The following is a 22,105-nucleotide window of genomic DNA, read 5'->3' on the forward strand; positions in this document are numbered from 1 at the left end:
TTCGCTGGCTTCTCCAGCCTTCGCGACTCGTGCTCAATAACCGTTCGGCGCTGTAACATGCTGCATTGAAGAGTGTATCCTTCGATGTTGCGGAAGTAACGACCGATTTCTAGTTTACCGTCGTCCACTCGTCTTCGCGGCGGCGACCAAGCCAAGGCGCGAAGATGACGGACGAAACGACGCTGATCCCGGAAATCTCTGACGTTCTGGAATCGGTGACGAACAAGCGGGTGGAGCTCTCGCCGGAGATGAACATCGTCAATGATCTTGGTCTCGATTCCATCGCGGTCATGAACTTCTGCATGGCGCTGGAAGACCGGTTCGACATCTCCATTCCGCTCAATGACATGGCCAGCGTTGTGACGGTCGCCGATCTGGCGAACACGATCGAAACGCTGCGGAGTAACGCGTGATGGCAATCCTCGATAAGTTCTCGCAGCTGGCGGCCCGCTACGACGCGCTGAAGCAGAGCGGCGGCGACCCGTTCTCGATCAAGTTCGACGACATCATTTCGTCGGTCGAGGGCGTGGTGAACGGCAAGCGCACGCTGCTGTTCGGCACCAACAACTATCTCGGCCTGACCTTCGACCCGGTTGCGATGGAGCGCTCGATCGAGGCGATCCGCACGCACGGCACCGGCACCACCGGCTCGCGCATCGCGAACGGCAGTTATCGCGAGCATGAGCGGCTCGAGCGCGAGCTCGCCGACTTCTACGGCCGCAAGCACTGCATGGTGTTCTCGACCGGCTATCAGGCGAACCTCGCCATGATCTCGACGCTGGTCGGCAAGGACGACCACCTGATCATCGACGCAGACAGCCACGCCTCGATCTACGACGCGTCGCGGCTCGGCCATGCGCCGGTCGTGCGCTTCCGCCACAACAATCCCGACGACCTCGCCAAGCGCCTCGCTCGGCTGAAGGACGTTCCCGGCGAGAAGCTGATCGTCGCAGAAGGCATCTACTCCATGCTCGGCGACACCGCGCCGCTGAAGGAGTTCGTCGACGTGAAGCGCGAGTTCGGCGCTTACCTCATGGTCGACGAGGCGCACTCGATGGGCGTGCTCGGGCAGCGCGGCCGCGGCCTCGCGGAGCGTGAGGGCGTCGAGGACGACGTCGACTTCGTGGTCGGCACCTTCTCGAAGAGCCTCGCCAGCGTCGGCGGCTTCTGCGTCTCGAGCATCGAAGGCTTCGAAATCCTGCGCCTCGCCGCCCGCCCCTACATGTTCACGGCCTCGCTGCCGCCGGCGGTGATTTCGTCGACGATCTCCGCGCTCGAGACGCTCCGCAAGGAGCCGCAGCGCCGCCAGAAGCTGCGCGCCAACTCGCGCCGCTTCTACGACGGCCTCAAGAACGCCGGCTTCACCGTCGGGCCGGAGGCGAACCCGATCGTCGCCGTGATCCTGAACGACGCCGCGGTGGCGACCGCGTTCTGGCGCCGTCTGGTCGACGAGGGCATGTACCTCAACCTGGCGCTGCCGCCCGCAACGCCGAACTCCTCGGCCTTCCTGCGGTCGAGCGTGAGCGCGGCGCACACGAATGAGCACATCGACTTCGCGATCGAGCTGATGACCCGCATCGGCCGCGAGTTCGGCATCTTGCCCGACGCCGAGGCCGTCGATTACTCGAACGTGACGCAGTTCCCGCGCGTCAGCGCAGAACGCCCTGGCGCCAGAGCCGCCAAAGCGCCGGCCCGGCGGCCAGCAGCGGATGTCGGCGCTGGAATGGCGTGATCTCGATCTTGTGGCCGGAGTGCCGCTCGATCTTCCAGGCGATGTAATCCACGCCGCCTGAAAACGTGAATGCGGCCTTCGCGAGCCGCGCAAGATTCAAGGGCTTGGCGACGCGCTTCCGGCGCGCCCAAGCCCTTTCTGCATCCGCTCTCGCCTGATCGTTGAGATCGGGTGCGATCTCGCCCTCACTTTCCACAAAGCCGATCCCCTCCGCCGCAAGCGCAAGCGGCAGAATCGCGGCATAGCGCTCCGGCGCGGCGTCGACGATCGAGCTCGATCGGTTAGCGCCTTCGACACGAAGCTCGGAGGCGTAGGTCCGCGCGAACAGCGCGCGCCAGAATGCGTCCGCCGGAGCGGAGCGCGGGCCGAGATGCGCCGCCCACCATGCCGCCCCGCCGACGGCCAGAGCGACCGCCTCCGCCACAGCCGCTCGCGCGGCGTCGTCACGCGCGAAAACCAACGCGCAGGGCTGCGCGAAACGCGCCCAAATCGTGGTGTCGTAGCTCTTCGCCTGTGCGTGGTCGCGGAACTGGGCGAGCGACATGATCGCGATCTTGGCGCGCAGCGTCATGCCGGCGGCGGTGGCCTCGGCATATTCCACGTTCGGCGGCAAGGTTTTCGCGCCCCGTGCGGCCGCCTTGCCCCAGTCCCACGCCGCGAAGTCGTCGAGCAGGACGTAGAAATCGAGCAGCCCGTCGGTCGCGCCAGTGCGCAGCGCCGAGCCGTAGAACAGCACGCCGACCACGCCGCTTCCGCCCCGCCCCGCGATCTCCGTCGCGAACGCGGCGACGGCCGGCGCAACGGGACACAAGAGTTCGTCGGCGACGAAGGCGGAGAGGCTGGCGGGCGCGCTCATAAGCTCACGAACCTGATCGCCGACCCGGCCTTCAGCTCGACGCGACCGTCCGGCCCCGGCGAGAAGGCGTCGCCATCCAATATGAAGGGATCAGACAGCGTCAGAGACACCTGGTCGGCGCGCAGGCTGGCGTATCCCTCTTTATCGGCGAAGGACGGCTTGCGGCCCAGGCCGAGCGCCAGGAACCCGCGCGCAAGGCGCCGCGGCGGAGCGGCGATCTCTGTCAGCCGGATCGCGCCCTCTCCCTCGCCCCAGAAGGGGTAGAGCCTGAGGATCAGCCGGTGAAGCGAGGTCGCGAGCAGCACGAAGCTGTGGCCGCTGCGGGCGGGCGCGCCATCGACTGCGATCGAAAGCGGGACGCCGCTCCGCCAGATCTGGCGGTCCTTGCCGAAGGCGGCCGCGCCGCCCATCAACACGCCGAGCGCAACCCCGATCCCTTGCGCGAAGCCGCGCGAATGCACCCTCTCGTTCACGAGCCGCGTTGTGCGTTCGTAGGCGCCGAGACCGAACACGAAGCCGATCCGTGTCCAGCCATCCGTCGTCACCATGATCGGCCGCCGGATCTCCTCCGCTCGCCATGCTCCACTCGTCGCCGCTTGCGCGAGCCGCTCCAGTCCCTCCGCGCTCCGCGCGACGCCGCCGACGTCGAGCGCGGCGACGTTGGTCTTGCCGCTCGGAATGATGGCGATCGAGGGCGGCTTGTCGCCATAGGCCTGCGGGAGCGCGCTCAGAACGTCCCGGAGCGTGCCGTCGCCGCCATCGACCGCCACCACGGACACGCCTGCTTGAGCGAAGCGCGTCAGCGCGGCGGGGTAGCCGTCCAGGGTCTCGGGCGCTTCGACGAGAACTCCGGGCGGCGCGTGGTTCAGAACCGCCTCGCGCGTGTTCCGCCAGCTCCGTCCGTTCGCAATGATCCCGACGACGCTCACGCCTCGAGCCAGGAGGTGAGCCGCCCCTTTCGACGCGCCCAAAAGCCCTGGACGATCTGCGCAGCGTGGACGACGAGCGACAGCACGATCCACCACGCAGTCGCGATCATGCCGAGGTCGGGCCGGCCGAACAGCGTGAAGACGGTGAGGATCACGAGGTTCGGGTTCCGCCGCGCCGTGATCAGCCGGAAGAAGCTGTCGAACGGCCGCCAGACGTGCATGTGCATGCCGAAGGCGCGCACGAAGATGCCCTCGAGGATGCGCTGGACGACATAACCGCCGAAGATGATCCAGACGACGAGGTCCGGCCGCTCGATCGGCAGGCCGTAGGCCGGCAATCCGATGACCCACGCCCACCACCAGAACGGCGGGTGGATCAGGTCGACGCCGTGGTCGAGCACGTCGCCGAACTTGGAATAGGTCATCGTCACGCGGGCGAGCTTGCCGTCGACCGTGTCGAGGAAGGTCATGATCCAGGCTGGGATAAGGCCGGTCAGGTACCAGCCTTGCCAGAACAGCCCGAGCGCCAGGAACATCAGCGCGATGCCGAGATAAGTCACCTGGTTCGGCGTGATGGCGCGCTCGGCGCACCATTTGGTGACGATCTGCGCCGGGACCGGCCAGACATATTTGGTGATCCCGTCCGTCACGCCTTTGTAGGAGGCGGCGAAGCTGCGGTCCTCGACCTCCTTTACGGTGGTCGCGTCGAGCGGAACGGCGTAGGCGATCTCGCGCTTGCGGAGCTGGAAATTGTAGGAGCCGCCAAGACCTTCGGCGTCGAGCCCATCGACGCCCACCGGAAGCGGCCCGCGGCCTCCGAGCGCCGCCATCGCGGTCGCGACGTCAGACGCCGAGACGTTGGCGGCGACAGGAACGCCGGCGACGATGAGCGCGCAGTCCGGCCGCTCTGCGAGCGCTGCGATCAGCCGCTGCTCGTAGGCATGGTCGACGCGCAGCAGGATCACCCGTCCGCCGGTAGCGGCGGCGGCGATATCTTGGCCGACGTTGGTGATCTTGACCTTCAGGAGCTGCCGCCGCAGCCTCTCGGCCGAGCTCATGCCCCAGATGCGCACCTCGGAGACGCCGAGCAGGACTGCAGTCGTCGCCTGCGCGCTTTTGCCCGTTTCCGTCATTCTTGTCGCATTTCCATTGCATGCCGAGATTTCGCGTGTCGTTTAGCGGCAAATAGCGCCGCTCGCCACCCGCTCTCCCGAGGAGCCGCCGCAAATGGCCAACAGGACGATGGAGAAGTTCGGCTTTCCGCGCAGCCTCGTGGCGGAGGTCGGCGCGTGGAGCGTGCTGGTCCGGCCCAAGCAGCCGGCGCTCGGCTCCCTCGTGCTGGTCTGCCGGGAGGACGCCACGGCATTCTCCGCGCTGTCGCCGCAGGCCTTCAGCGATCTCGGCCGCGCGATTTCCGGGATCGAGGCGATGCTGAAGCCGTTCGCGGATTACGAACGGATCAACTATCTCATGCTGATGATGGTCGACCCGGACGTCCACTTCCACGTGATCCCTCGCTATGACGGGGCGCGAAGCTTCGGCGACCTCGAGATTTCGGACGCCGGCTGGCCGGGACCGCCGGACCTTTCGTCGGGGCCGGACCTCGATGAGGGCCAGATCGACGCGCTCGCGGGCGCGCTGAAGTCGCGCTGGGCTGGCGTCTGATGGGCCATCTCCTCGGCCTCAGGCTGCTCGAACGCTATGTCTTGAGGCTCGCGCTGAAGCCGATGTTCGGCGCGCTCGCCGTGGTGCTCGCCGCGCTGCTGCTGGAACGCGTGCTGAGGCTCGTCGATCTGCTCGCCACGGCCGGCGCGCCGGTCTTCCTCGTGTTCGCGCTGTCGGCCAATCTCGTGCCGCATTATCTCGGCTTCGCGCTACCTGCGGGCTTCGCGCTCGGCGTGTTCAGCGCGATTTCGCGGCTCTCGCTGGGCGCCGAGCTGGAGGCCATGCTGGCGAGCGGCGTGTCGATCCCGTCGGTCACCCGGCCGCTGATCGCGCTCGGCTGTGTGCTCGCGGTGGTCAGCATCGCGGTCACGGGCTTCATCGCGCCGCTCTCCCGCTACGCCTATCGAGACATCCTGAATTCGGGCGTCACCTATGCCTGGCGCGCGCATGCGCCGGCCGCGACCTTCATCAGCGCCAAGGACGGGCTGACGATCACCGCCGACGAGGTCGACAAGACCGGCCGCCAGCTCACAGGCGTCTTCATCCAGAACCGCGAGAACGGCGTCGAGGTGGTGACGACCTCGGTCAGCGGAACGCTGGAGCTGACCCCCGACAGAGCCCAGATCCAGCTTAGACTTCACAACGGCGTCGTGGTGCGGGATTACGGGGCGGCGCGGCCGAGCACGTTGCGTTTCCAGGAGCTCGTGCTCGACAAGAAGTTCGCCCTCGAGGCGCCGCCTTTCCGGCCGCGCGGCGGCAATGAGCGCGAGCTAACGCTGACCGAGCTCTGGAGCGAGATGAGCGCGCAGCCGCCGTCCTCTCCGCTGAATGAGCTGCAGGCGGAGTTCCATTCCCGCATCGTTCGGTCGCTGTCGCTGCCGTTCCTGCCGCTCCTCATCGTGCCGCTCAGCATGACGCTCCGCCGCAACACGCGCTTCGGCAACGCCGCTGCGGCCGCCGTGCTGATGATCCTGTTCCACAACGCGCTGCAGATCGGCGAGACCTTCGCCCACAAGGGCCGCGCGCCCGCGGCCGTCGCGCTCTGGGTTCCGTTCATTCTCTTTGCCGCCTTCTCGACCTGGCTGTTCTTCACCAGCACTGACCGGCCCGGCGACACCGCCGTCTCGCGCGCGATCGACAGGATGAGCGAAGCTGTCCAGGCGCTCGGGCGCCGCACGATCGGCCGCTTCCGCACAAGGACTGCGCAGGGCTAGATGCGTTTCACCCGGTATCTCAGCGGCATGCTGATCCGCCGCGCGCTTTCCGCCGCGCTGATCCTCGCCTTCATCATGCAGGTTCTCGACCTCGTCGATAACGCCGGCGACATCCTCGACCAGGGCGAAGGCCTGGCCGGGCTGCTGCGCTACGCCGGACTCAAGATGCCAATGCTGCTGACCCGCGCGCTGCCGCTCGGCGCCTTGATCGGCGCCCTGCTGACCCTGCTGACGCTCGCCCGCAACAGCGAGATCGCGGCGATGCGCTCGGCCGGGCGCAGCACCTGGCTGATGTTCCTGATGATGCTGCCGGGCGCGATCGTGCTGACCCTGCTGCAGTCGACGCTGATCGACGTCGTCGTGCCGCGCTCGGAAGCGCGCCTCGCGATCCTCGCGACCCATGCCGCTGACGAGGAGGCGAGCCAGGACGGCAAAGACGTCAAGCCGACCTGGATCCGCGTGGGCGACGCGGTCGTGTCCTTCGACCGGGTCAACAATCGTGGCCGCAAGCTGAAATCGCTGAAGATCTACGATCGCGACGCGAGCAAGATCGTCACCTCCCGCACCGTCGCCAGCGAAGCGCGCTGGGAGAACGGCCGCTGGATCCTGAAGGATGCGGAACGGATCGACTGGACGCGGGCGAACTTCAACGTCCGCACGCCGGCCGACGGCCCGTGGGCGACGACCATGACGCCCGACGACGTGCTCTCGGCGCTGACGCCCGAAAGCCGCGTCTCGCTGACCGCGGCCCGCGCCGTGCTCGCGGGCGAGGCGACGCCGAACGCGCCGATCGCCTTCTATCAGACGCTGGTCGAGCGGGTTTACGCAGGCCCCCTCGGCACGATTGTCATGGTGCTGCTTTCGATGCCGGCCGCGCTGGTGAACTGGCGCGACCAGCGTTCGGCGCGCCATGCGGTCGTCGCGGTCGCCGGTGGGCTGATCTTCATGTTGTGCGACGGGCTGCTTTCGACGCTCGCGCTGACGGACGTGGTGCGCCCCGTCATCGGCGCCTGGTCCGGGCTCGTGATTTTCGCCGTCTATGGACTCTGGCGGCTGCGCCGGATCGATGGCGGTTGGCCGGCGCCGAAAGCGCCGGCGGGCCGGGACGCCCGGCTGGCGGAGGCCTGAACATGAGCGCGGTCGAAATCAAGCGCGTCGTCTCGAAAGCAGATTTCGACGCCTTCATCGCGCTGCCGAAGCGGCTGAGCGCGGGCGACCCGAACTACATCGCGCCGCTCGACTTCGAGCGGAAGGAATCGCTGTCGCGCACCAAGAACCCGCTGTTCAATTACATGGAGGCCGAGTTCTTCCTCGCGATGAAGGGCGGGCGCCCCGTCGGCCGTATCTCCGCCCAGGTCGACCGGCGCACCGGCGAGGTCGGCCATTTCGGCCTCGTCTCCGGCGAGAACGATCCGGAGATCTTCGCGGCGCTGTTCGCCGAGGTCGAGCGCTTCCACCGCGCCCGCGGCAAGGCGGAGATCCAAGGTCCGTTCAATCTCTCGATCAACGAGGAGATCGGCCTGCTAGTCGAGGGCCACGACACGCCCTCCATGCTGCTGATGCCGCACGACCCGCCTTACCTCGCCCCCCACATCGAGGCGGCTGGCTATTCCAAGGCGATGGACCTCTACGCCTATCTGCTCGACACCGCGGTCCCTTTCCCCAAGGCGATCGAGCGCGTCTTTGCGCGGCCGGCGCCCGCGGGGCTGACGGTGCGCCATATCGACTGGAAGCAGTACGACCGCGAACTCGCGGCGATCATCGACATCTTCAACGACGCCTGGGCCGACAATTGGGGCTTCGTGCCCTTCGCCAAGGATGAGCTCGATCATCTCGCGAAATCGATGAAGATGCTGCTCGACGAGGACCTCGTCTGGATCGCGGAGGTGAACGGCAAGCCTGCCGCGTTCGGCGTCGGCCTGCCGAACCTCAACGAGATCATCCGCGATTTCCACGGCAAGCTGCTGCCGTTCAATTGGGCCAAGCTGATCTGGCGGCTGAAGGCGCGAAAATATTCGTCGGCGCGTTTCGCGCTGATGGGCGTCCGCCGCGAATACCACGGAACTTATCTCGGCAACGTCATGCCGCTCTACCTCTTCAAGGAGTTCCGCGAGGTCGGCCGATCCCGGAAAATCCGCCACGTCGAGATGTCGTGGATCCTCGAGACGAACATGCCGATGCGGCACATGGCCGAGGCCTTGAGCCACGGCGAGCCCTACAAGACCTATCGCGTCTACTCGAAGCGGCTCGTACCATGACCGTCACCGCGCTCGTGCTCGCGGGCGTCCGGCCGGGCAAGGACGCGCTCGCCGAATTCGCCGGCGTCTCCCACAAGGCGCTGATCCCCGTAGGCGGCGTCGCCATGCTCGACCGGGTGGTCAACGCACTCCGCGCGAGCGGCCGGGTCGGCCGGATCGCGGTCTCGATCGACCGGCCCGAGCTGGTGACGACCGAAGGCGTCGAGATCATCCGCTCGAAGGCGTCCTTGAGCGAAAGCGTGGCGGCCGCGGTCGCTCAGCTCGGGACGCCGCTGTTCGTCACGACCGCGGACCATGCGCTGCTCGAGCCGGAATGGGTCCGCTATTTCCTCGACAATACGCCCGACAGAACCGTCTCCGCCGCGCTTGCGCGCGACAGTGTGGTGATGGCGTCGACGCCTGGCACTAAGCGGACCTTCCTGAAGCTCGCGGACGGGGCGTTCTCGGGCTGCAACATGTTCTATTTCCGCGACGGCGAGGCGGTGAAGGCCGTCGAGATGTGGCGCTCGGTCGAGCAGCTGCGCAAAAAGCCGCTAAAACTCCTCCAAAAGCTCGGTCCCCGCGCGGTGCTGGACTATGCCCTCGGCCGGCTGACGCTCGCGCGCGGAGTAGCCGCGATCGAGCGGTTGTCGGGCGTCAGCGCGGGCGTCGTCGAGATGCCCTTCGGCCGCGCCGCGGTGGACGTCGACAAGCCGGCGGACCTGATTCTCGTGCGGCAGATCGTAGAGGGCTGAGCCCTCCTCACGCGTTCTCCCGCTCCTCGATCAGCCTCTCCAAGCTCTCGAGCCGATCCGCCTCGTGGGGCGGCTTGTCCCAGCGGATGCGCGCGACCCTCGGGAATCGCATCGCGACGCCGGACTTGTGCCGCGCCGAGCGCGCGATGCCCTCGAAGGCGATCTCCAGCACCAGCCCGATTTCGCGCTCATGCGCCACCTCCCGCACCGGGCCGAAGCGGTTGATCGTGTTCTTGCGAACGAAACGGTCGAGCTCGACGAGCTCCTCGTCGGTGAAGCCGAAATAGGCCTTGCCGACCGGCGTGAGCTTCTCGCCCTCGTCGTCTTCGGTCCAAACGCCGAACGTGTAGTCCGAATAGAACGACGACCGTTTGCCGTGCCCGCGCTGGGCGTACATCAGCACGGCGTCGACCGTCATCGGGTCGTGCTTCCACTTGAACCACAGGCCCTTTGGCCGGCCGACGACATAAGGGCTGTCGTGGCGCTTCACCATCAGCCCCTCGACCGCGGCGGCGTCCTCGCCGGCGCCGGCGGACGCAGGATCGAGCCGCGCCGCGGCAAGTCCGTCCCAGTCCTCGAACGACACGATCTGCGAGAGGTCGACCCGCGGATTGGCCTCGCGCGCGACGAACGCCTCCAGGCGCTTGCGCCGCTCGCTGAAAGGCAGCTCGCGCAGGTCCTCGCCCCCCTCGAACAGCAGGTCGTAGGCGCGGATATGCGCGGGGAACTCGGCAGTGAGCTTGGGCGTCACCGCCTTCCGATTCAGCCGCTGTTGCAGCACGTTGAAGGTCTGCACGCGACCGTCGCGCAGGATCAGCAGCTCGCCGTCGATCGCGCCGTCGAAGGTCAGAGCTTCGACGAGGTCCGGGAAAGCGCCGGATACATCCTCTCCCGACCGGCTCCACAGCCTGGCGACGTGTCGGCCGTCCGCGTCCTTACCGGCCGAGGCCTGCACGCGGATGCCGTCCCATTTCCACTCGGCGACGAAGGCCTGCGGATCAAAGCTCCGGAAGTCCGCGTCTTCGAGCGGATGAGCGAGCATCGGCGGCCGGAACGGCGCGGGGTCGTCGGCGAACGGCCGCTCCCCCCTGCCCTCCATCCAAGCGAACAGGTCTTCGTAAGGCGGGACAAGCCCCGGCCAGACGAGCTCGACGTCGTCCGGCTTATGGCTTTCGCCAAGCGCGGCGACCGCCGTCTTCGCGAGCCGGGCGGAGGCGCCGATGCGTAGCGAGCCAGTGATGAGCTTCAGAAGCGCCCAGCGACCGGTCTCGTCGAGCGCGTCCAGCCAGGCGGCGAGCCGCTTCGGCAAATCGAGCTTCGCCGTGGCGTGCAGACCCTCGACGATCTCGGAGAGCGGCGGCGCGCGGTTGGCGCGGGTCTCGCCCGGCCACATCAGAGCGACGGTCTCCGCGAGATCGCCGACATAGTCGTAGGACATGGCGAACAGCTCGGGGTCCGTCCGCTCCATGATGAGGCCGCGGATCATGCCGGGCTTGGCGTGCCGGAACGACAGCGCCCCGGTCAGCGCCGCCAGCGCCCAGCCGCGCTCGGGGTCCGGCGTCTCGCGGAAGTAATCCGCCATCAGCCGGATCTTGGCGTTGCGTCGCGGCTCGTAAGAGAGGCGGTCAAGCAGGAAGGCAAAGCGATTCATGCCTCTGCGGCCTCTTCAAGCGGCGTCTCGTCCGCCTCTCCTTCGTCGCCATAGCCGACGAGCCTCAGCGGGCGCGCCTTGAGGCCTGACGTCCCGCACCAGTGGACCAGCGCGTCCTCCTCGCCGTGAGTGACCCAGATTTCTTCGGCGCCGGTGTCGAGGATCGTGCGTCGCAACTCGTCCCAGTCCGAATGGTCGGAGACCACAAGCGGCAGCTCGACGCCCTTCTGGCGGGCGCGAGCGCGCACCCGCATCCAGCCCGAGGCCGCCACCGCGACGGGATCGGGGAACTTGCGCGCCCAGAGCTCGCGCAGCGCCGAAGGCGGGCACAGCACGATAGCGCCGCCGAGCTTCGCCCGCTCCTTGGGCTCGACGCGGACGGTCTCGCCGAGGTCGATCCCAAGCGCTTGGTAAGTCTCCGTCACCCGCACCATCGCGCCGTGGAGGTGGATCGGCTTCTCCCAACCGGCCATCCGCAGGAGCTTCATCAGCCGCTGCGCCTTCCCCAGCGAATAGGCTCCGACGAGATGCGCCCGCTCGGGAAACAGATCCACGCTGTCAAGGAGCTTCGCAATCTCGCCCTCCGCCGGCGGATGGCGGAACACCGGCAGCCCGAAGGTCGCCTCGGTGATGAACAGGTCGCAGGGCACAACCTCGAAATCGGCGGCTGTCGGGTCGTAAGCGCGCTTGTAGTCGCCGGATATCACGGCGCGAAAACCCTTCCACTCCAGCCTGATTTGCGCGGCCCCGAGCACATGGCCCGCAGGGTGAAAGCTCACCTTCACGCCGTTGACGTCGGTGGTCTTCCCGTAGGGCGCCGACTGGCGCGTCCTGCAGAAATCCTCGCCGTACCGCGCCGCCATAATGGCGAGCGTCTCCGGCGTCGCCATCACCGCGTCGTTGCCCGGCCGCGCGTGATCAGCGTGGCCATGGGTCACGAACGCCCGCTCCACAGGCCGCATCGGGTCGATATAGGCGTCGGCCGGCGGGCAAAAGAGGCCGCGGGGGGTGGGACAGAGCAGATCTTCGGGGCGCATGCGGAAGGAGAGATGGGGCTTTGCGGGCCGAGAAACAGGCGGGCGCATCGAAGCCTCTCCGGCGATCGCGCGCTACTCAGCCCCTCCTCTCGACGCCTGCAGCTCTTATCTATCTCCCGTGTCCACCGCCCGCCGCACCGAGGCCGTCCCGCTGCTGCCCGACCGGTTCCTGCGATGGTTCGCTGGGCGCGGGTGGACGCCGCGTGCGCATCAGCTCGAACTGCTTTCGCTCGCCAAGGCCGACAAGGACGCGCTGCTGATCGCGCCGACGGGCGCCGGCAAGACGCTCGCGGGCTTCCTGCCTACGCTGGTCGAGCTCGCGGAAAGCCCGCGAGGCGACAATCCGGGCATCCACACGCTCTATGTCTCGCCGCTGAAGGCCCTTGCGGTCGACGTCGCGCGCAACCTCGAACGGCCCGTCGCGGAGATGGGCCTGAACATCCGCATCGAGGGGCGCACCGGCGATACGCCGGCCAGCCGCCGCCAGCGGCAGAAGCGAGAACCGCCGGACATCCTCCTGACGACGCCAGAGCAACTCGCCCTCCTGATCGGCGATCCCGGCGCGAGCCGGCTGTTCGAGACTGTGCGGCGCGTCGTAGTGGACGAATTGCACGCGCTCGCGCCGACCAAGCGTGGCGATCAGCTCGCCCTTGCCCTCGCCCGCATCCGCGCCCTCGCGCCCGATCTCGTCATGGCCGGCCTTTCGGCGACGGTGAAGGGGCCGGAGGAGCTCCGTCGCTGGCTGGTCGATCCGCGGCGCGGCGCGGCGATGGCTGAGCTTGTGGAGATCAAAGACGGGGCCGCGCCGGACATCACGATCCACGCGACCGACGAGCGGCTGCCCTGGTCGGGGCACACGGCGCGTCACGCGATCCCCGAGATCTACGAGGCGATCAAGCGCCACAAGACGACGCTGCTGTTCGCCAACACGCGCGCTCAGGCGGAGATGACGTTCCAGGAGCTGTGGAAGGTCAACGAGGACACGCTACCGATCGCGCTCCACCACGGATCGCTCGACGTCGGCCAGCGCCGTCGGGTTGAGGCGGCGATGGGGGAAGGCCGGCTGAAGGCCGTCGTGGCGACCTCGACGCTCGATCTCGGCATCGACTGGGGCGACGTAGACCTCGTCGTCCATATCGGCTCGCCCAAGGGTTCGTCGCGCCTGCTCCAGCGCACCGGCCGCGCCAACCACCGGTTGGACGAACCGTCTAAGGCCCTGATGGTGCCGGCGAACCGGTTCGAGGTCATCGAATGCGAGGCCGCCCGGGAAGCGGCGCTCGCAGGCGAGCAGGACGCGGAGACGGTGAAGCCCGGCGGGCTCGACGTGCTGGCGCAGCACGTGCTCGGCGTCGCCTGCGGCGGTCCGTTCGACGCCGACGCGCTCTATTCGGAGGTGACGTCGGCGTCCCCGTACGCCGCCCTCGACCGCGCGACATTCGACGACGTCGTCGAATTCGTTGCGACCGGCGGCTACTCGCTCCGCTCCTATGAACGCTACGCCAAGATCCGCCAGACGCAGGACGGCCTGTGGCGCGTCGCCAATCCCGGCGTCGCGCAGCGCTGGCGGATGAATATCGGCACGATCATCGAGGCCGTCTCCTACAAGGTCCGGCTGGGCAAGGTCCGGCGCGCGGCCGGCGGCGTCGTTGGGAAGGCCAACTTCGGCGGGCGGGTCCTCGGTGAGATCGAGGAATATTTCGTCGCGACCATGTCGCCGGGCGACACCTTCATGTTCGGCGGCGAGATCCTGCGCTACGAGGCGCTGATCGAGAACGAGATCTACGTCTCGCGCTCGTCTTCCGAAGCGCCGAAGGTGCCGACCTATGTCGGCGGGCGCATGCCGCTGACGACCGACGTCGCGGCGCGGGTGCGCGCCATTCTCGACGCGCCCGAGACCTGGGACACGCTGCCGACTCAGGTCCGGGAATGGCTAACCTACCAAGCCGAGCGCTCGGTGATTCCGGACCGAAACCGGCTTCTCGTCGAGACTTTCCCACGCGCTGGAAAGCACTTCCTCGTGACCTACCCCTTCGAAGGCCGTCTGGCGCACCAGACGCTCGGCATGCTGCTCACGCGCCGGCTTGAGCGCGCTCACGCACGGCCGATGGGATTCGTGGCGAGCGACTACGCACTGGCGATCTGGGGCCTGTCCGACATGAGCGCGATGCTCGACGGCGATCTTCTGTCGCTCGACGGCCTTTTCGACCAGGACATGCTCGGCGACGACCTGGAAGCCTGGATGGCCGACAGCGCGCTGATGAAGCGGACCTTCCGCAACTGCGCGATCATCGGCGGCTTGATAGATCGCAACGTCGTCGGAGCCGCCCGGAAGATGGGCCGGCAGATCACGATGTCGACCGACCTGATCTACGACGTGCTCCGCCGTCACGAGCCCGGCCATGTGCTGTTGCGCGCCGCCCGCGCCGACGCCGCGCGCGGCCTCATCGACCTCGAACGCGTCGTCGAGTTCCTGGACCGCACCAAGGGCCGGATCGAACACCGCGCGCTCGATCGCGTCTCCCCGCTTGCGGTCCCGATCCTGCTCGAGGTCGGCCGCGAGCCCGTCTACGGCGCCTTTCAGGACATGCTGCTCAAGGAGGCGGCGGAGACGCTGGTGGAAGAGGCGATGGGGCCGCGATGACGCTTTGGCGGTATCCCGCCATGGACCCGCCTACGCGGTTCCTGCTACGTTCCTCCGCATGATTCTTTCCGCCGTCCTCCGCCGCGACATCGTCGAGCCCACGATCTCCGTCGCCGGCGTCGCGCTCGTGGCCGACGTCGCCGGCGCGCTCTACGAGCCGTCGTCGAGCGCGCTGATCGTCGCGGATCTCCATCTCGAGAAGGGATCGTCCTATGCGCGGCGCGGGCAGTTCCTGCCGCCTTACGACACCGCGACGACGCTCGGTCGCCTAGCGCAGTTGATCGACACCTACCGGCCACGGGCAGTGATCGCGCTCGGTGACAGTTTCCACGATCGCGCGGCGCCAGCCCGGCTGAACGAAGCTGACCGCGTCTCGCTCGCCGCGCTCCAGAACGGCCGCGACTGGATCTGGGTCGCGGGCAATCACGATCCCGAACCGCCTGCAGGCTGCGGAGGAGAGTCGCTGGCTGTGATGAGCCTTGGGGCTCTGACGCTGAGACATGAGCCGAGCGCCGGCGCGCAGGGCGAGCTTGCCGGCCACCTGCATCCCGTCGCGAAAATCGAAGTTCGTGGCCGGCGACTCAGGCGGCGATGCTTCGCGACCGATGGTGCGCGGGTCGTGCTGCCGGCCTTCGGCGCCTATGCGGGCGGATTGAACGTGCGGGACGCCGCCTTCGGCAGCCTGTTCCGACCCGGCGCGCTGACGGCCTGGATGCTGGGCGAAGAAGGCGTCTACGCCATTCCCACCCACGGGCTCAGGCCTGACTGAGCCGCCCTCAAGCCGCTCGTCGGATCACCACGTGTAGCGCAGGCCAACCGTTTGATACTGAGCGCCGCCGCTGTTGTCGTTGAACACGCCAAGCTTGCCGCCCGAGCGGTGATGGAAGCGCAAAACCAGGTTCCAATTCGGCTGGTCGGGCAGACCGAACGTGATCTCCGGCGCAAGGTAATGCAGAAGGTGCGAGTTGCTCGTGGACTTCTCATCCTCGATGCGGTCGATCTTGCTCGCGACGTTCAGGCCGGTCGACACCGCGACGGTGGTGCGGATGTAGTCGTTCCAGGGGAAGTAGTTCCAGCGCCAGTACATGGCGGTCCAGACCTCCCCGCCGTTCAGCCCTGATCCGAAGCGCTTGCCGATCCCAACCTCGGCCTCGAGATCCCAGAGGTTCTCGTAGGTCGCGAACTTGCGCGAAGCAGACGCGCCGATGAACTGGTTGTCCGTCGTGTCCCAGGTCCAGGGCGCGAACAAGCGGCCCTTGAGGAAAAGGCTCGACATCGCGGTCGCGACATAGACGCCGGCGTAGCCGGTGACCGAACAGGTCATGGCGCAAGGTTCGCTGCCCCAGGGCAGGAACTGGAAGCCGCTTCCGGTCTCCGTGGCCGCCGCCGGCGCGGGATCCGCGGCCTGGGCAGGCGCGCCAAAAGACAGCGCCGCGACCGAAATCATGGCCGCGCCGGCGCGCTTCAGATGACTCGAACTCACTGGAATGACCGCTCCCGCCGATGGCGCCTGCGCGCCGCTCCCCGTGCCGAAACTAGCACCGCCAAATACGTTCGCCAAACTCGGGAGGCCTTTCAGCCTCCATACGCGACCACCACCGCTGCGGCGATCATCGAAACCGTCGCTAGCGCCGCAAGCAGAAGCCTGAGACGCCCGTACCATCGCGGCGCGGCGAACCGCGTCGCGAATGCGCCGTCCACCGCGCCATGGACGACGAGGCCGACGACCATCATGGCGAGGCCGATCGATCCTCCGACGATCAGGCCCGCCCAACCCCATAGCGGCGGCGCCATCGCGCCGACGTAGAGCTTCGCTCTCAAGCTCCCGTTCGGGTGCCGGAGGGCGAGGCCCCAATGCGCCCCTCCGAGGAAGGACAGAATAGTCGCGCCGTAGCCCAGCAGCGCCATGGCGGGCGCGACGTCCCAAAACGGCGGCGCGCCCAGCGCGACGCAGAGCGCGAGCCCGATGAAGGGCGCGAGACCCGCGAGGCCGAGCGCAAGCGGCAATTCCGGTATCTCGGAATCGTCCCCTACCGGCTCCGATGCGATCAGCGTCATGGTCGCAAGCTCTCAGTCGCGGCGGAACATAGCAGACGCGGCCCATCCGAAAAGCAGCGCCAGGCCTGCGACCCCCACGCCGTAACCCAGCCGTATCCTTTCGGCGACATCGGCGACCTTCGCTTCGAAGCCGGCCTTCGCCACGCGGAAGGTAATCGTACGGCGCGCGACGAGCGTCTTGTCGGCGTAGAGCATGCCCTCGACCTCGAACGCGCCGAAGGGCGTGTTGGACGGCAGGTGCACGGTCGCGTGGAAGAGCTGCGGGTCGAACGAGACCCCCTCGTCGTCCTCGATCCACAGGCCGCGTTCGGCCTGCAGGCGCATGAGGGCTTGGCGCGCGGCCTGAGGGGCCGATCCGTCGCCGCGGGCGTATTCGGCGAGGCCGAGACGCGCGCGCGTTCTCTCCGCAGGATCGACGGTCTCGTCGAGCGGCGCATTCGACAGCACGCTCAGGAAGGACGGCGCCTCGGGAAAGCGCGAATTCTTCTTCGTGACCCAAAGTCCCGCGACCCGCCCTTTCTCGCGCACCACAAGCGTTTCCGCCGGTCCGCGCGTCGTGATCACGAGCTGATAGGCGCGACCGGGGATCGGTTCGCGCACAGTGCCGAACACCGTGACGTCGGCGCCCGCCCAGTTCGAGGCGATCGTGACGTCGAGCGAAGAGAGCGCGAGCAGGAGGTCTTCCGCGCGCGTCGGCGTGGAGAACACGACGAGCGCGGCAAGGCCGGCCGCCAGCTTCATCGCGCGCCTTCCGCGATGACGACGGAGAACGGTTCGATCGGCGTCAGCGTCAGATCCGCGAGGAAGCGGCCGGCGACTGCGAGCAGGAGGAGCGCCAGCAGCAGGCGGAGTTGCTCGCCCTTCATCGTCTGGCCGACCCGAACGCCGAACTGCGCTCCGATCGCGCCGCCCAGCATCAGGATCATCGCGAGCACGACGTCGACCGAGGCGTTGGTCGTAGCGTGCATCACCGTCGCGGCCATCATCGTCACGAAGATCTGGAACAGCGACGTGCCGACCACCACAGCCGTCGGAACGCGGAAGACGTAGACCAGCGCCGGCACGAGCAGGAAGCCGCCGCCGATGCCGAGCACCGCTCCTAGAAAGCCTACGCCCGCTCCGAGGGCGAGCAGCGGCAGCGCGCTGACATGGATCATCGAACGGCGGAATCGCATCTTGAACGGCAGGCGATCGACGAAGGTGCGCTTCACGCCGCGCGGCTTGGACGGAGGCGGCGCCTTGCGCATGAGCGCTCTCGTCGACTCGACCAGCATCAGCCCGCCGATCGCGCCGAGCACGATGACGTAGGAGACAGCGATGATGGCGTCGAGCTGGCCGGCGTCGCGCATGAGGTTGAAGAACCAGACGCCGAGCGCGGTGCCGGCCACGCCGCCTCCCAGCAGCACCCCGCCGAGCTTGAAATCGATCGCCTGCTTTCGCTGGTAGGCGAGCACGCCGGTGAAGGCGGAGGCCGCGATCTGCGGGGCCTCTGAGGCGACGGCGACAGCCGTCGGCACGCCGATGAAGATGAGCAGCGGCGTCATCAGGAACCCGCCGCCGATTCCAAACATGCCGGAGACGAAGCCGACGGCGAGCGCCATCCCGAGCACGAGCAGGACGTCGACGGGCAGTTCGGCGATCGGAAGGTAGGTCTGCATCTCAGGCCGCCGGCGGATCGCCCCACTGGATAGCGGGCCGATCCGGGCGCGTCATTGGTCGCAGCGCCAAAAGGCGGCGCCGCGCTGCTGAGTCACGGGGCGGCGGTGGCGCTCGCGCTGGTCGCGGCGACGTCCCAACCGCCGGGAGGCGACGGGATGTCGTTCGCGGCGGCGTCGAGCGGGCGGGGAACGAAGGCCGCGACGGTCGCCTTCGCGGAGTCGAGGCTCTTGCCGAGCGCCTTCGCGACTTCGTCGCGCTTGCGGCCGGCATCCTCGTCGCCCTGATCGGCCGCGAGAGCGAACCACTTGTAGGCGTCCATCAAGTTGCGCTTGCCGCCGAGCCCGCGGGCGTTCAGCACGCCGAGATTGTACTCGCTGTCGACGAGCCCACGCTCGGCCGCCAGCCGGAACCAGACGGCCGCGGCGTCGAAGTCCGGTCGGCCAAGGCCGCCCTCGGCATGGATGACGCCGAGATTGTGCATGGCGCGCACGTTGCCGGCGGCCGCGGCGCGCTCGTACCAGATGCGGGCCTTGGAGAGATCGCGAGTAACGCCTGAGCCCTTTTCGTAGAGCGATCCGAGACGATGCTGCGCCGGGGCAAGGCCCTGGGAGGCGGCCTTTTCGAGCCAGATGGCCCCGGCGACGGGATCCGGCGCGACGTTGTTGTGGCCTGACAGCAGGCGGTCGGCGACCTCGAGCTGCGCGGCGGGATCGCCGGAGACCGCGCGGAGACGCAGCGTCGCGCCGCCGATCGCGTCAGGCAGACCGCCGCGGGTGGGCGCGATGGAGCCGGTGGTCGCGGGCTCCGCCTTCTGCCAGTCGGGCTTACCCTTGGGATCGGTTGAGCCTGCAAACGCGAAGTCGGTGAGGTCGGCCGCCTTGGCGCGCGGCAGGGGCGCGGCTTCGGTCGGAGCCGGCGTCTCGGCCCGCGCCTGAAGCTCGACCTTCGCGGCTTCAGTCTTCGCGGCTTCAGACTTAGGGGCTTCCTGGGAAGGCGCGGGCGTGGGGAGTTCGGCCTGAGCGACTTCCGGCGGGGTCCCCTCGTCCTTAAGCCCGGCGATCGTGGTCGTCTCCACCCTGCGGGCGTCGACGGCCGAATGGTTTTCCAGACCAGGCGCGGCCGGATGCTCGGGGGCCGGCGGTAGGTCCGACAAGGCGGCCGTGACGTCGTCCGAGGCGGCAGGCGCTTCGGCCATGGACGTGATTGGCTCGTCGAGTGACGGCGGCTGAAGCTCCGCCTCTTCGACGAAGGCGGCGTCGCGGGCGACGTAGAGCCCGGCGAGCACGACAAGCGAGGCCGCGATCGCGACCAGCATCGGGCGCTTGCGCGCCTTCAGCGAGGCGAACATTCCGGAATAGCGAGAGGATTTCGGATCGCTGGCGATCGCGACGGCGGGCGCGGCCGTGTCCTCCTCGGACGTCGTCTGCATCGCGGCGCGACGGGCGGCTGCGATAAAGGACGCCGCGGTCTGGGCGGCGACGAGTTCGGGCCGGCTGCCGGCGGCGCCGGGCTCGATCGGATGATCGGGGCCGAAGCCCGTGATTGGACGGAAGCTTGCGGCCTCCGGCTCAGCGTCTTCGGCGCGGTCGACGCCGGCTTCAGCGAGCGCGCGGCGGGCGGCTGCGCGAGCGGCCTCCGTGGCGTCGAGATTGGGCGCGATCGTCGCTTCGCGCGCGGCCGTCATATGTTCGGCGAGACCCGCCGAGATCGGGCCGCGCTCGACGCGATCGACCAGACGCTCGAGCGTGCCGCGGACGGACTCGAGAGCTTCGGCGGAACGGCGTTCGGCAAGCGAGGACGCGGCGCGCAGCTCTTCCAGCGCGCGGGCGATCTCGCCGCCTGCGTCTGTACCGGAAACGCCGGCTGCGGATGCGCCGAGGGCCTCGCAGCTCTGCTCGATGCGTGAAGCAAGGCCGTAGAAGGCGGCGTTGAGATCTTCGAGGCGACCGTCATTGCGGTCGAGCCCATCGACGAGCCGCGAAACCTGCGCCTCGATGGCGCCGGTATCGACGAACGGCGTCGCGGGCGCAGCGCGCATCTGCTCGGCGATGATGCGGACCGCGTCCTCCACCCGCTCCAGTGAGGAACTGGTCGAGCGGCTGGAGATCGACAGCATGTCGACCCGGTCGTTCAGGCCGTCGACCTTGTCGGCGAAAAGCTCGATCGTCCTTGGCGACGCAGAAAGCTGGAGCTGCTCGGCGAGCGTCGCGAGCTTGTCGTCCATTGAGGCGACCCGGGTCGACAGCGCGTTGATCACGCTCGGCGCGGCGACCGGCTGACCGCGGGCCTTCAGGCCGTCGGTCAACGCCTCGATCTGCCGGCCGAGATCCGCCATGGCCGACTTGCTCGGCAGGCCTTCGAGATCGGCATGGCGTTCGTCGCCGCGCGTCATCGCCATCACGTCGATCTTGTGGTCGAGCGCGGCGACGCGGGTCGTCAGCCCCTCGACCGCCTTGCGTGTGGGCGCCGCGGCCTTTTCCTGTTCGTCCAGTCGGGCGACGAGAGCCTTGATCTGGGTCGCGAGGTCGCCGACGGCCTCCATGCGGGGAAAAGCGTCGAGCTCGGCCTTGATGCCGTCGATCCGTTCCGCTAGCGCGTCGATCGCAGCGGCGCTGCGTGGGGTGAGCACGTCGAGCCGCGCGGAAATCGCACCGAGCTCCTCGGCGAGGCCGGAGATCATGCTTGGGGTGGCGGCTTCGCCGCGCATGCGCTCGACCTGGCCGACGAGCATGTCGATCGCCCGGAGCGCTTCCGGGTCGAGGGCCGCAGGGCGCGTCTCCACGAGACGCGCGGAAAGCGCCCCGATTTCGCGGATCAGGCCGTCGATCTCGACGCGGGTCGGCAGCGAGCCGACAGTTTGGCCAAGGCGTCCAATCTCGGACCGCATCTCGGCGAGAGCCTCGGGCGAGATGGTGCGGCGGCGCAAGGCTTCGACCTCGCGTCCGAGCTCGACCTCGAGGGCCGGCGCAGAGTCGGACGGATCAGATTCGTATTCGGAGTCGAGCGCCTTCTGGCGATTGGCGATCTCGGCCAGCGCGGCGCGCAATGAAGCGATCGGCGGGGCCTTGGCCGCAGGCTCCTGAGCGGCGGCGCGCGCCGGCCTGAGCGTCGAGACCGAAGCGGACGCGGCGGTTTGGCCGGGAACGAGCACCGGTACAGAGAGGCGCGGCGTTTCGAGGCGGGGCCGCTCGGTCAGAGTGCGCGCGAAGGCCGCCAGCCTCTCCTCGAGATCGGGCGAAACGGGATCGGTCGCGCGGCCGGCAGGCTTGGGGAGGGGCTCGGGGCTGCGCTCGGTCCTGATGCTGCGCACAGGGGCCAGCTGGCGCTCGACGACCCGCTCGGGACGATGCTCCCGGGCAGGCTCCGGCGTCGCGGTCCAGCGCGAAAGGCCCTCGAGAGCCTTGGAAAGCCGCTCTTCAGCGCCGCCGCGGTTGGTGAGCATGCCGACGAGGCGGTCGAGTTCGGGCGCGGCGGAGCCTGATCTTGCGGAAGGCCGTGACGCCAGCCTGCCCGACAGCGGAGCAGACTCGTCGATCGCCTCCTCGTACCGCTCGATCTGACGGATCTTGGGGTCGCTCGCGCTCATCGACATGGCCCCTGGCCGCCAAGCCGGGCGACCGGTTAAGAAAATATTGGGCGGCGCGAACCGCCGCTTCGCCAGGTCCCAATTT

At 68.2% G+C, this 22,105-nt stretch carries 19 protein-coding genes; 9 read left to right on the forward strand and 10 right to left on the reverse strand.

The features are described 5' to 3' along the window. Positions 1–164: 164 nt before the first annotated feature. Together EYR15_RS10445 and spt are read left to right on the forward strand one after the other, a co-directional pair. Positions 165–413: an acyl carrier protein gene (locus EYR15_RS10445; protein WP_131003480.1), complete on the forward strand. Its 249-nt coding sequence runs from the start codon at positions 165–167 to the stop codon at positions 411–413. After that, on the forward strand, positions 413–1,732 hold the full coding sequence (gene spt / locus EYR15_RS10450; RefSeq protein WP_131003481.1) for a serine palmitoyltransferase: 1,320 nt from the start codon (positions 413–415) through the stop codon (positions 1,730–1,732). The genes EYR15_RS10445 and spt overlap by 1 nt, the downstream gene beginning before the upstream one ends. Here spt and EYR15_RS10455 read toward each other — a convergent pair. Genes EYR15_RS10455 through EYR15_RS10465 form a run of 3 tightly spaced genes read right to left on the reverse strand, consistent with a single transcriptional unit; the run spans position 1,650 to position 4,650 of the window. Continuing rightward, a complete protein-coding gene (locus tag EYR15_RS10455; RefSeq protein WP_131003482.1) occupies positions 1,650–2,588 on the reverse strand; it encodes a hypothetical protein in 939 nt (312 codons plus the stop codon). The genes spt and EYR15_RS10455 overlap by 83 nt on opposite strands. Continuing rightward, on the reverse strand, positions 2,585–3,517 hold the full coding sequence (locus EYR15_RS10460) for a diacylglycerol kinase family protein (protein ID WP_165455472.1): 933 nt from the start codon (positions 3,515–3,517) through the stop codon (positions 2,585–2,587). The genes EYR15_RS10455 and EYR15_RS10460 overlap by 4 nt, the downstream gene beginning before the upstream one ends. Beyond that, positions 3,514–4,650 (reverse strand): CDP-alcohol phosphatidyltransferase family protein, encoded by a 1,137-nt coding sequence (locus EYR15_RS10465; protein ID WP_131003484.1) that lies wholly within the window; start codon positions 4,648–4,650, stop codon positions 3,514–3,516. The genes EYR15_RS10460 and EYR15_RS10465 overlap by 4 nt, the downstream gene beginning before the upstream one ends. A 94-nt stretch (positions 4,651–4,744) precedes the next feature. On the opposite strand from EYR15_RS10465, the gene EYR15_RS10470 reads away from it, so the two are divergent. The 5 genes from EYR15_RS10470 to EYR15_RS10490 are packed head-to-tail and all read left to right on the forward strand — an operon-like array spanning position 4,745 to position 9,388. Further along, positions 4,745–5,182 carry an HIT family protein gene (locus EYR15_RS10470; protein WP_131003485.1) on the forward strand — a complete coding sequence of 146 codons (438 nt, stop codon included), beginning with the start codon at positions 4,745–4,747 and terminating at the stop codon, positions 5,180–5,182. Next, positions 5,182–6,396, forward strand: a complete 1,215-nt coding sequence (locus EYR15_RS10475; protein ID WP_131003486.1) for an LptF/LptG family permease — start codon at positions 5,182–5,184, stop codon at positions 6,394–6,396. Before EYR15_RS10470 ends, EYR15_RS10475 begins: the two co-directional genes overlap by 1 nt. Continuing rightward, a complete protein-coding gene (locus EYR15_RS10480; RefSeq protein WP_131003487.1) occupies positions 6,397–7,524 on the forward strand; it encodes an LptF/LptG family permease in 1,128 nt (375 codons plus the stop codon). It abuts the gene before it with no gap. Between the two features lie 2 nt (positions 7,525–7,526). Continuing rightward, positions 7,527–8,654: a dATP pyrophosphohydrolase gene (locus tag EYR15_RS10485; RefSeq protein ID WP_131003488.1), complete on the forward strand. Its 1,128-nt coding sequence runs from the start codon at positions 7,527–7,529 to the stop codon at positions 8,652–8,654. Then, positions 8,651–9,388: an NTP transferase domain-containing protein gene (locus EYR15_RS10490; protein ID WP_131003489.1), complete on the forward strand. Its 738-nt coding sequence runs from the start codon at positions 8,651–8,653 to the stop codon at positions 9,386–9,388. Before EYR15_RS10485 ends, EYR15_RS10490 begins: the two co-directional genes overlap by 4 nt. A 7-nt stretch (positions 9,389–9,395) precedes the next feature. Here EYR15_RS10490 and EYR15_RS10495 read toward each other — a convergent pair whose 3' ends face one another. Both EYR15_RS10495 and EYR15_RS10500 read right to left on the reverse strand, forming a co-directional pair. Then, complete coding sequence (locus EYR15_RS10495) at positions 9,396–11,039, reverse strand: cisplatin damage response ATP-dependent DNA ligase (protein WP_131003490.1); 1,644 nt, start codon at positions 11,037–11,039, stop codon at positions 9,396–9,398. Next, positions 11,036–12,076 carry a ligase-associated DNA damage response exonuclease gene (locus tag EYR15_RS10500; protein ID WP_131003596.1) on the reverse strand — a complete coding sequence of 347 codons (1,041 nt, stop codon included), beginning with the start codon at positions 12,074–12,076 and terminating at the stop codon, positions 11,036–11,038. Before EYR15_RS10500 ends, EYR15_RS10495 begins: the two co-directional genes overlap by 4 nt. 118 nt (positions 12,077–12,194) lie before the next feature. On the opposite strand from EYR15_RS10500, the gene EYR15_RS10505 reads away from it, so the two are divergent. Further along, positions 12,195–14,717 carry a ligase-associated DNA damage response DEXH box helicase gene (locus EYR15_RS10505; protein WP_245498247.1) on the forward strand — a complete coding sequence of 841 codons (2,523 nt, stop codon included), beginning with the start codon at positions 12,195–12,197 and terminating at the stop codon, positions 14,715–14,717. 58 nt (positions 14,718–14,775) lie between these two features. Continuing rightward, positions 14,776–15,486, forward strand: coding sequence for a ligase-associated DNA damage response endonuclease PdeM (gene pdeM / locus EYR15_RS10510; protein WP_131003492.1), 711 nt, complete (start codon positions 14,776–14,778; stop codon positions 15,484–15,486). A 24-nt stretch (positions 15,487–15,510) separates the two neighbouring features. Here the strand turns inward: pdeM and EYR15_RS10515 are convergent, their stop codons facing one another. From EYR15_RS10515 to EYR15_RS10535, 5 genes are all read right to left on the reverse strand, one after another. Next, entirely contained in the window at positions 15,511–16,200 is a 690-nt protein-coding gene (locus tag EYR15_RS10515) for a hypothetical protein (RefSeq protein ID WP_245498248.1), read from the reverse strand. 92 nt (positions 16,201–16,292) lie between these two features. After that, on the reverse strand, positions 16,293–16,775 hold the full coding sequence (locus tag EYR15_RS10520; protein WP_131003493.1) for a DUF3429 domain-containing protein: 483 nt from the start codon (positions 16,773–16,775) through the stop codon (positions 16,293–16,295). Between the two features lie 12 nt (positions 16,776–16,787). After that, the gene (locus tag EYR15_RS10525) at positions 16,788–17,516 is read right to left on the reverse strand and encodes a TIGR02186 family protein (protein ID WP_131003494.1); all 729 of its coding nucleotides are present in this window, start codon (positions 17,514–17,516) and stop codon (positions 16,788–16,790) included. Then, positions 17,513–18,433, reverse strand: a complete 921-nt coding sequence (locus EYR15_RS10530) for a sulfite exporter TauE/SafE family protein (protein ID WP_131003495.1) — start codon at positions 18,431–18,433, stop codon at positions 17,513–17,515. The genes EYR15_RS10525 and EYR15_RS10530 overlap by 4 nt, the downstream gene beginning before the upstream one ends. Positions 18,434–18,525: 92 nt before the next feature. After that, positions 18,526–22,020, reverse strand: coding sequence for an SEL1-like repeat protein (locus EYR15_RS10535; protein ID WP_165455473.1), 3,495 nt, complete (start codon positions 22,018–22,020; stop codon positions 18,526–18,528). Positions 22,021–22,105 lie beyond the last annotated feature (85 nt).

This window comes from Hansschlegelia quercus (genome assembly GCF_004310425.1).
Classification (GTDB): domain Bacteria; phylum Pseudomonadota; class Alphaproteobacteria; order Rhizobiales; family Methylopilaceae; genus Methylopila; species Methylopila quercus.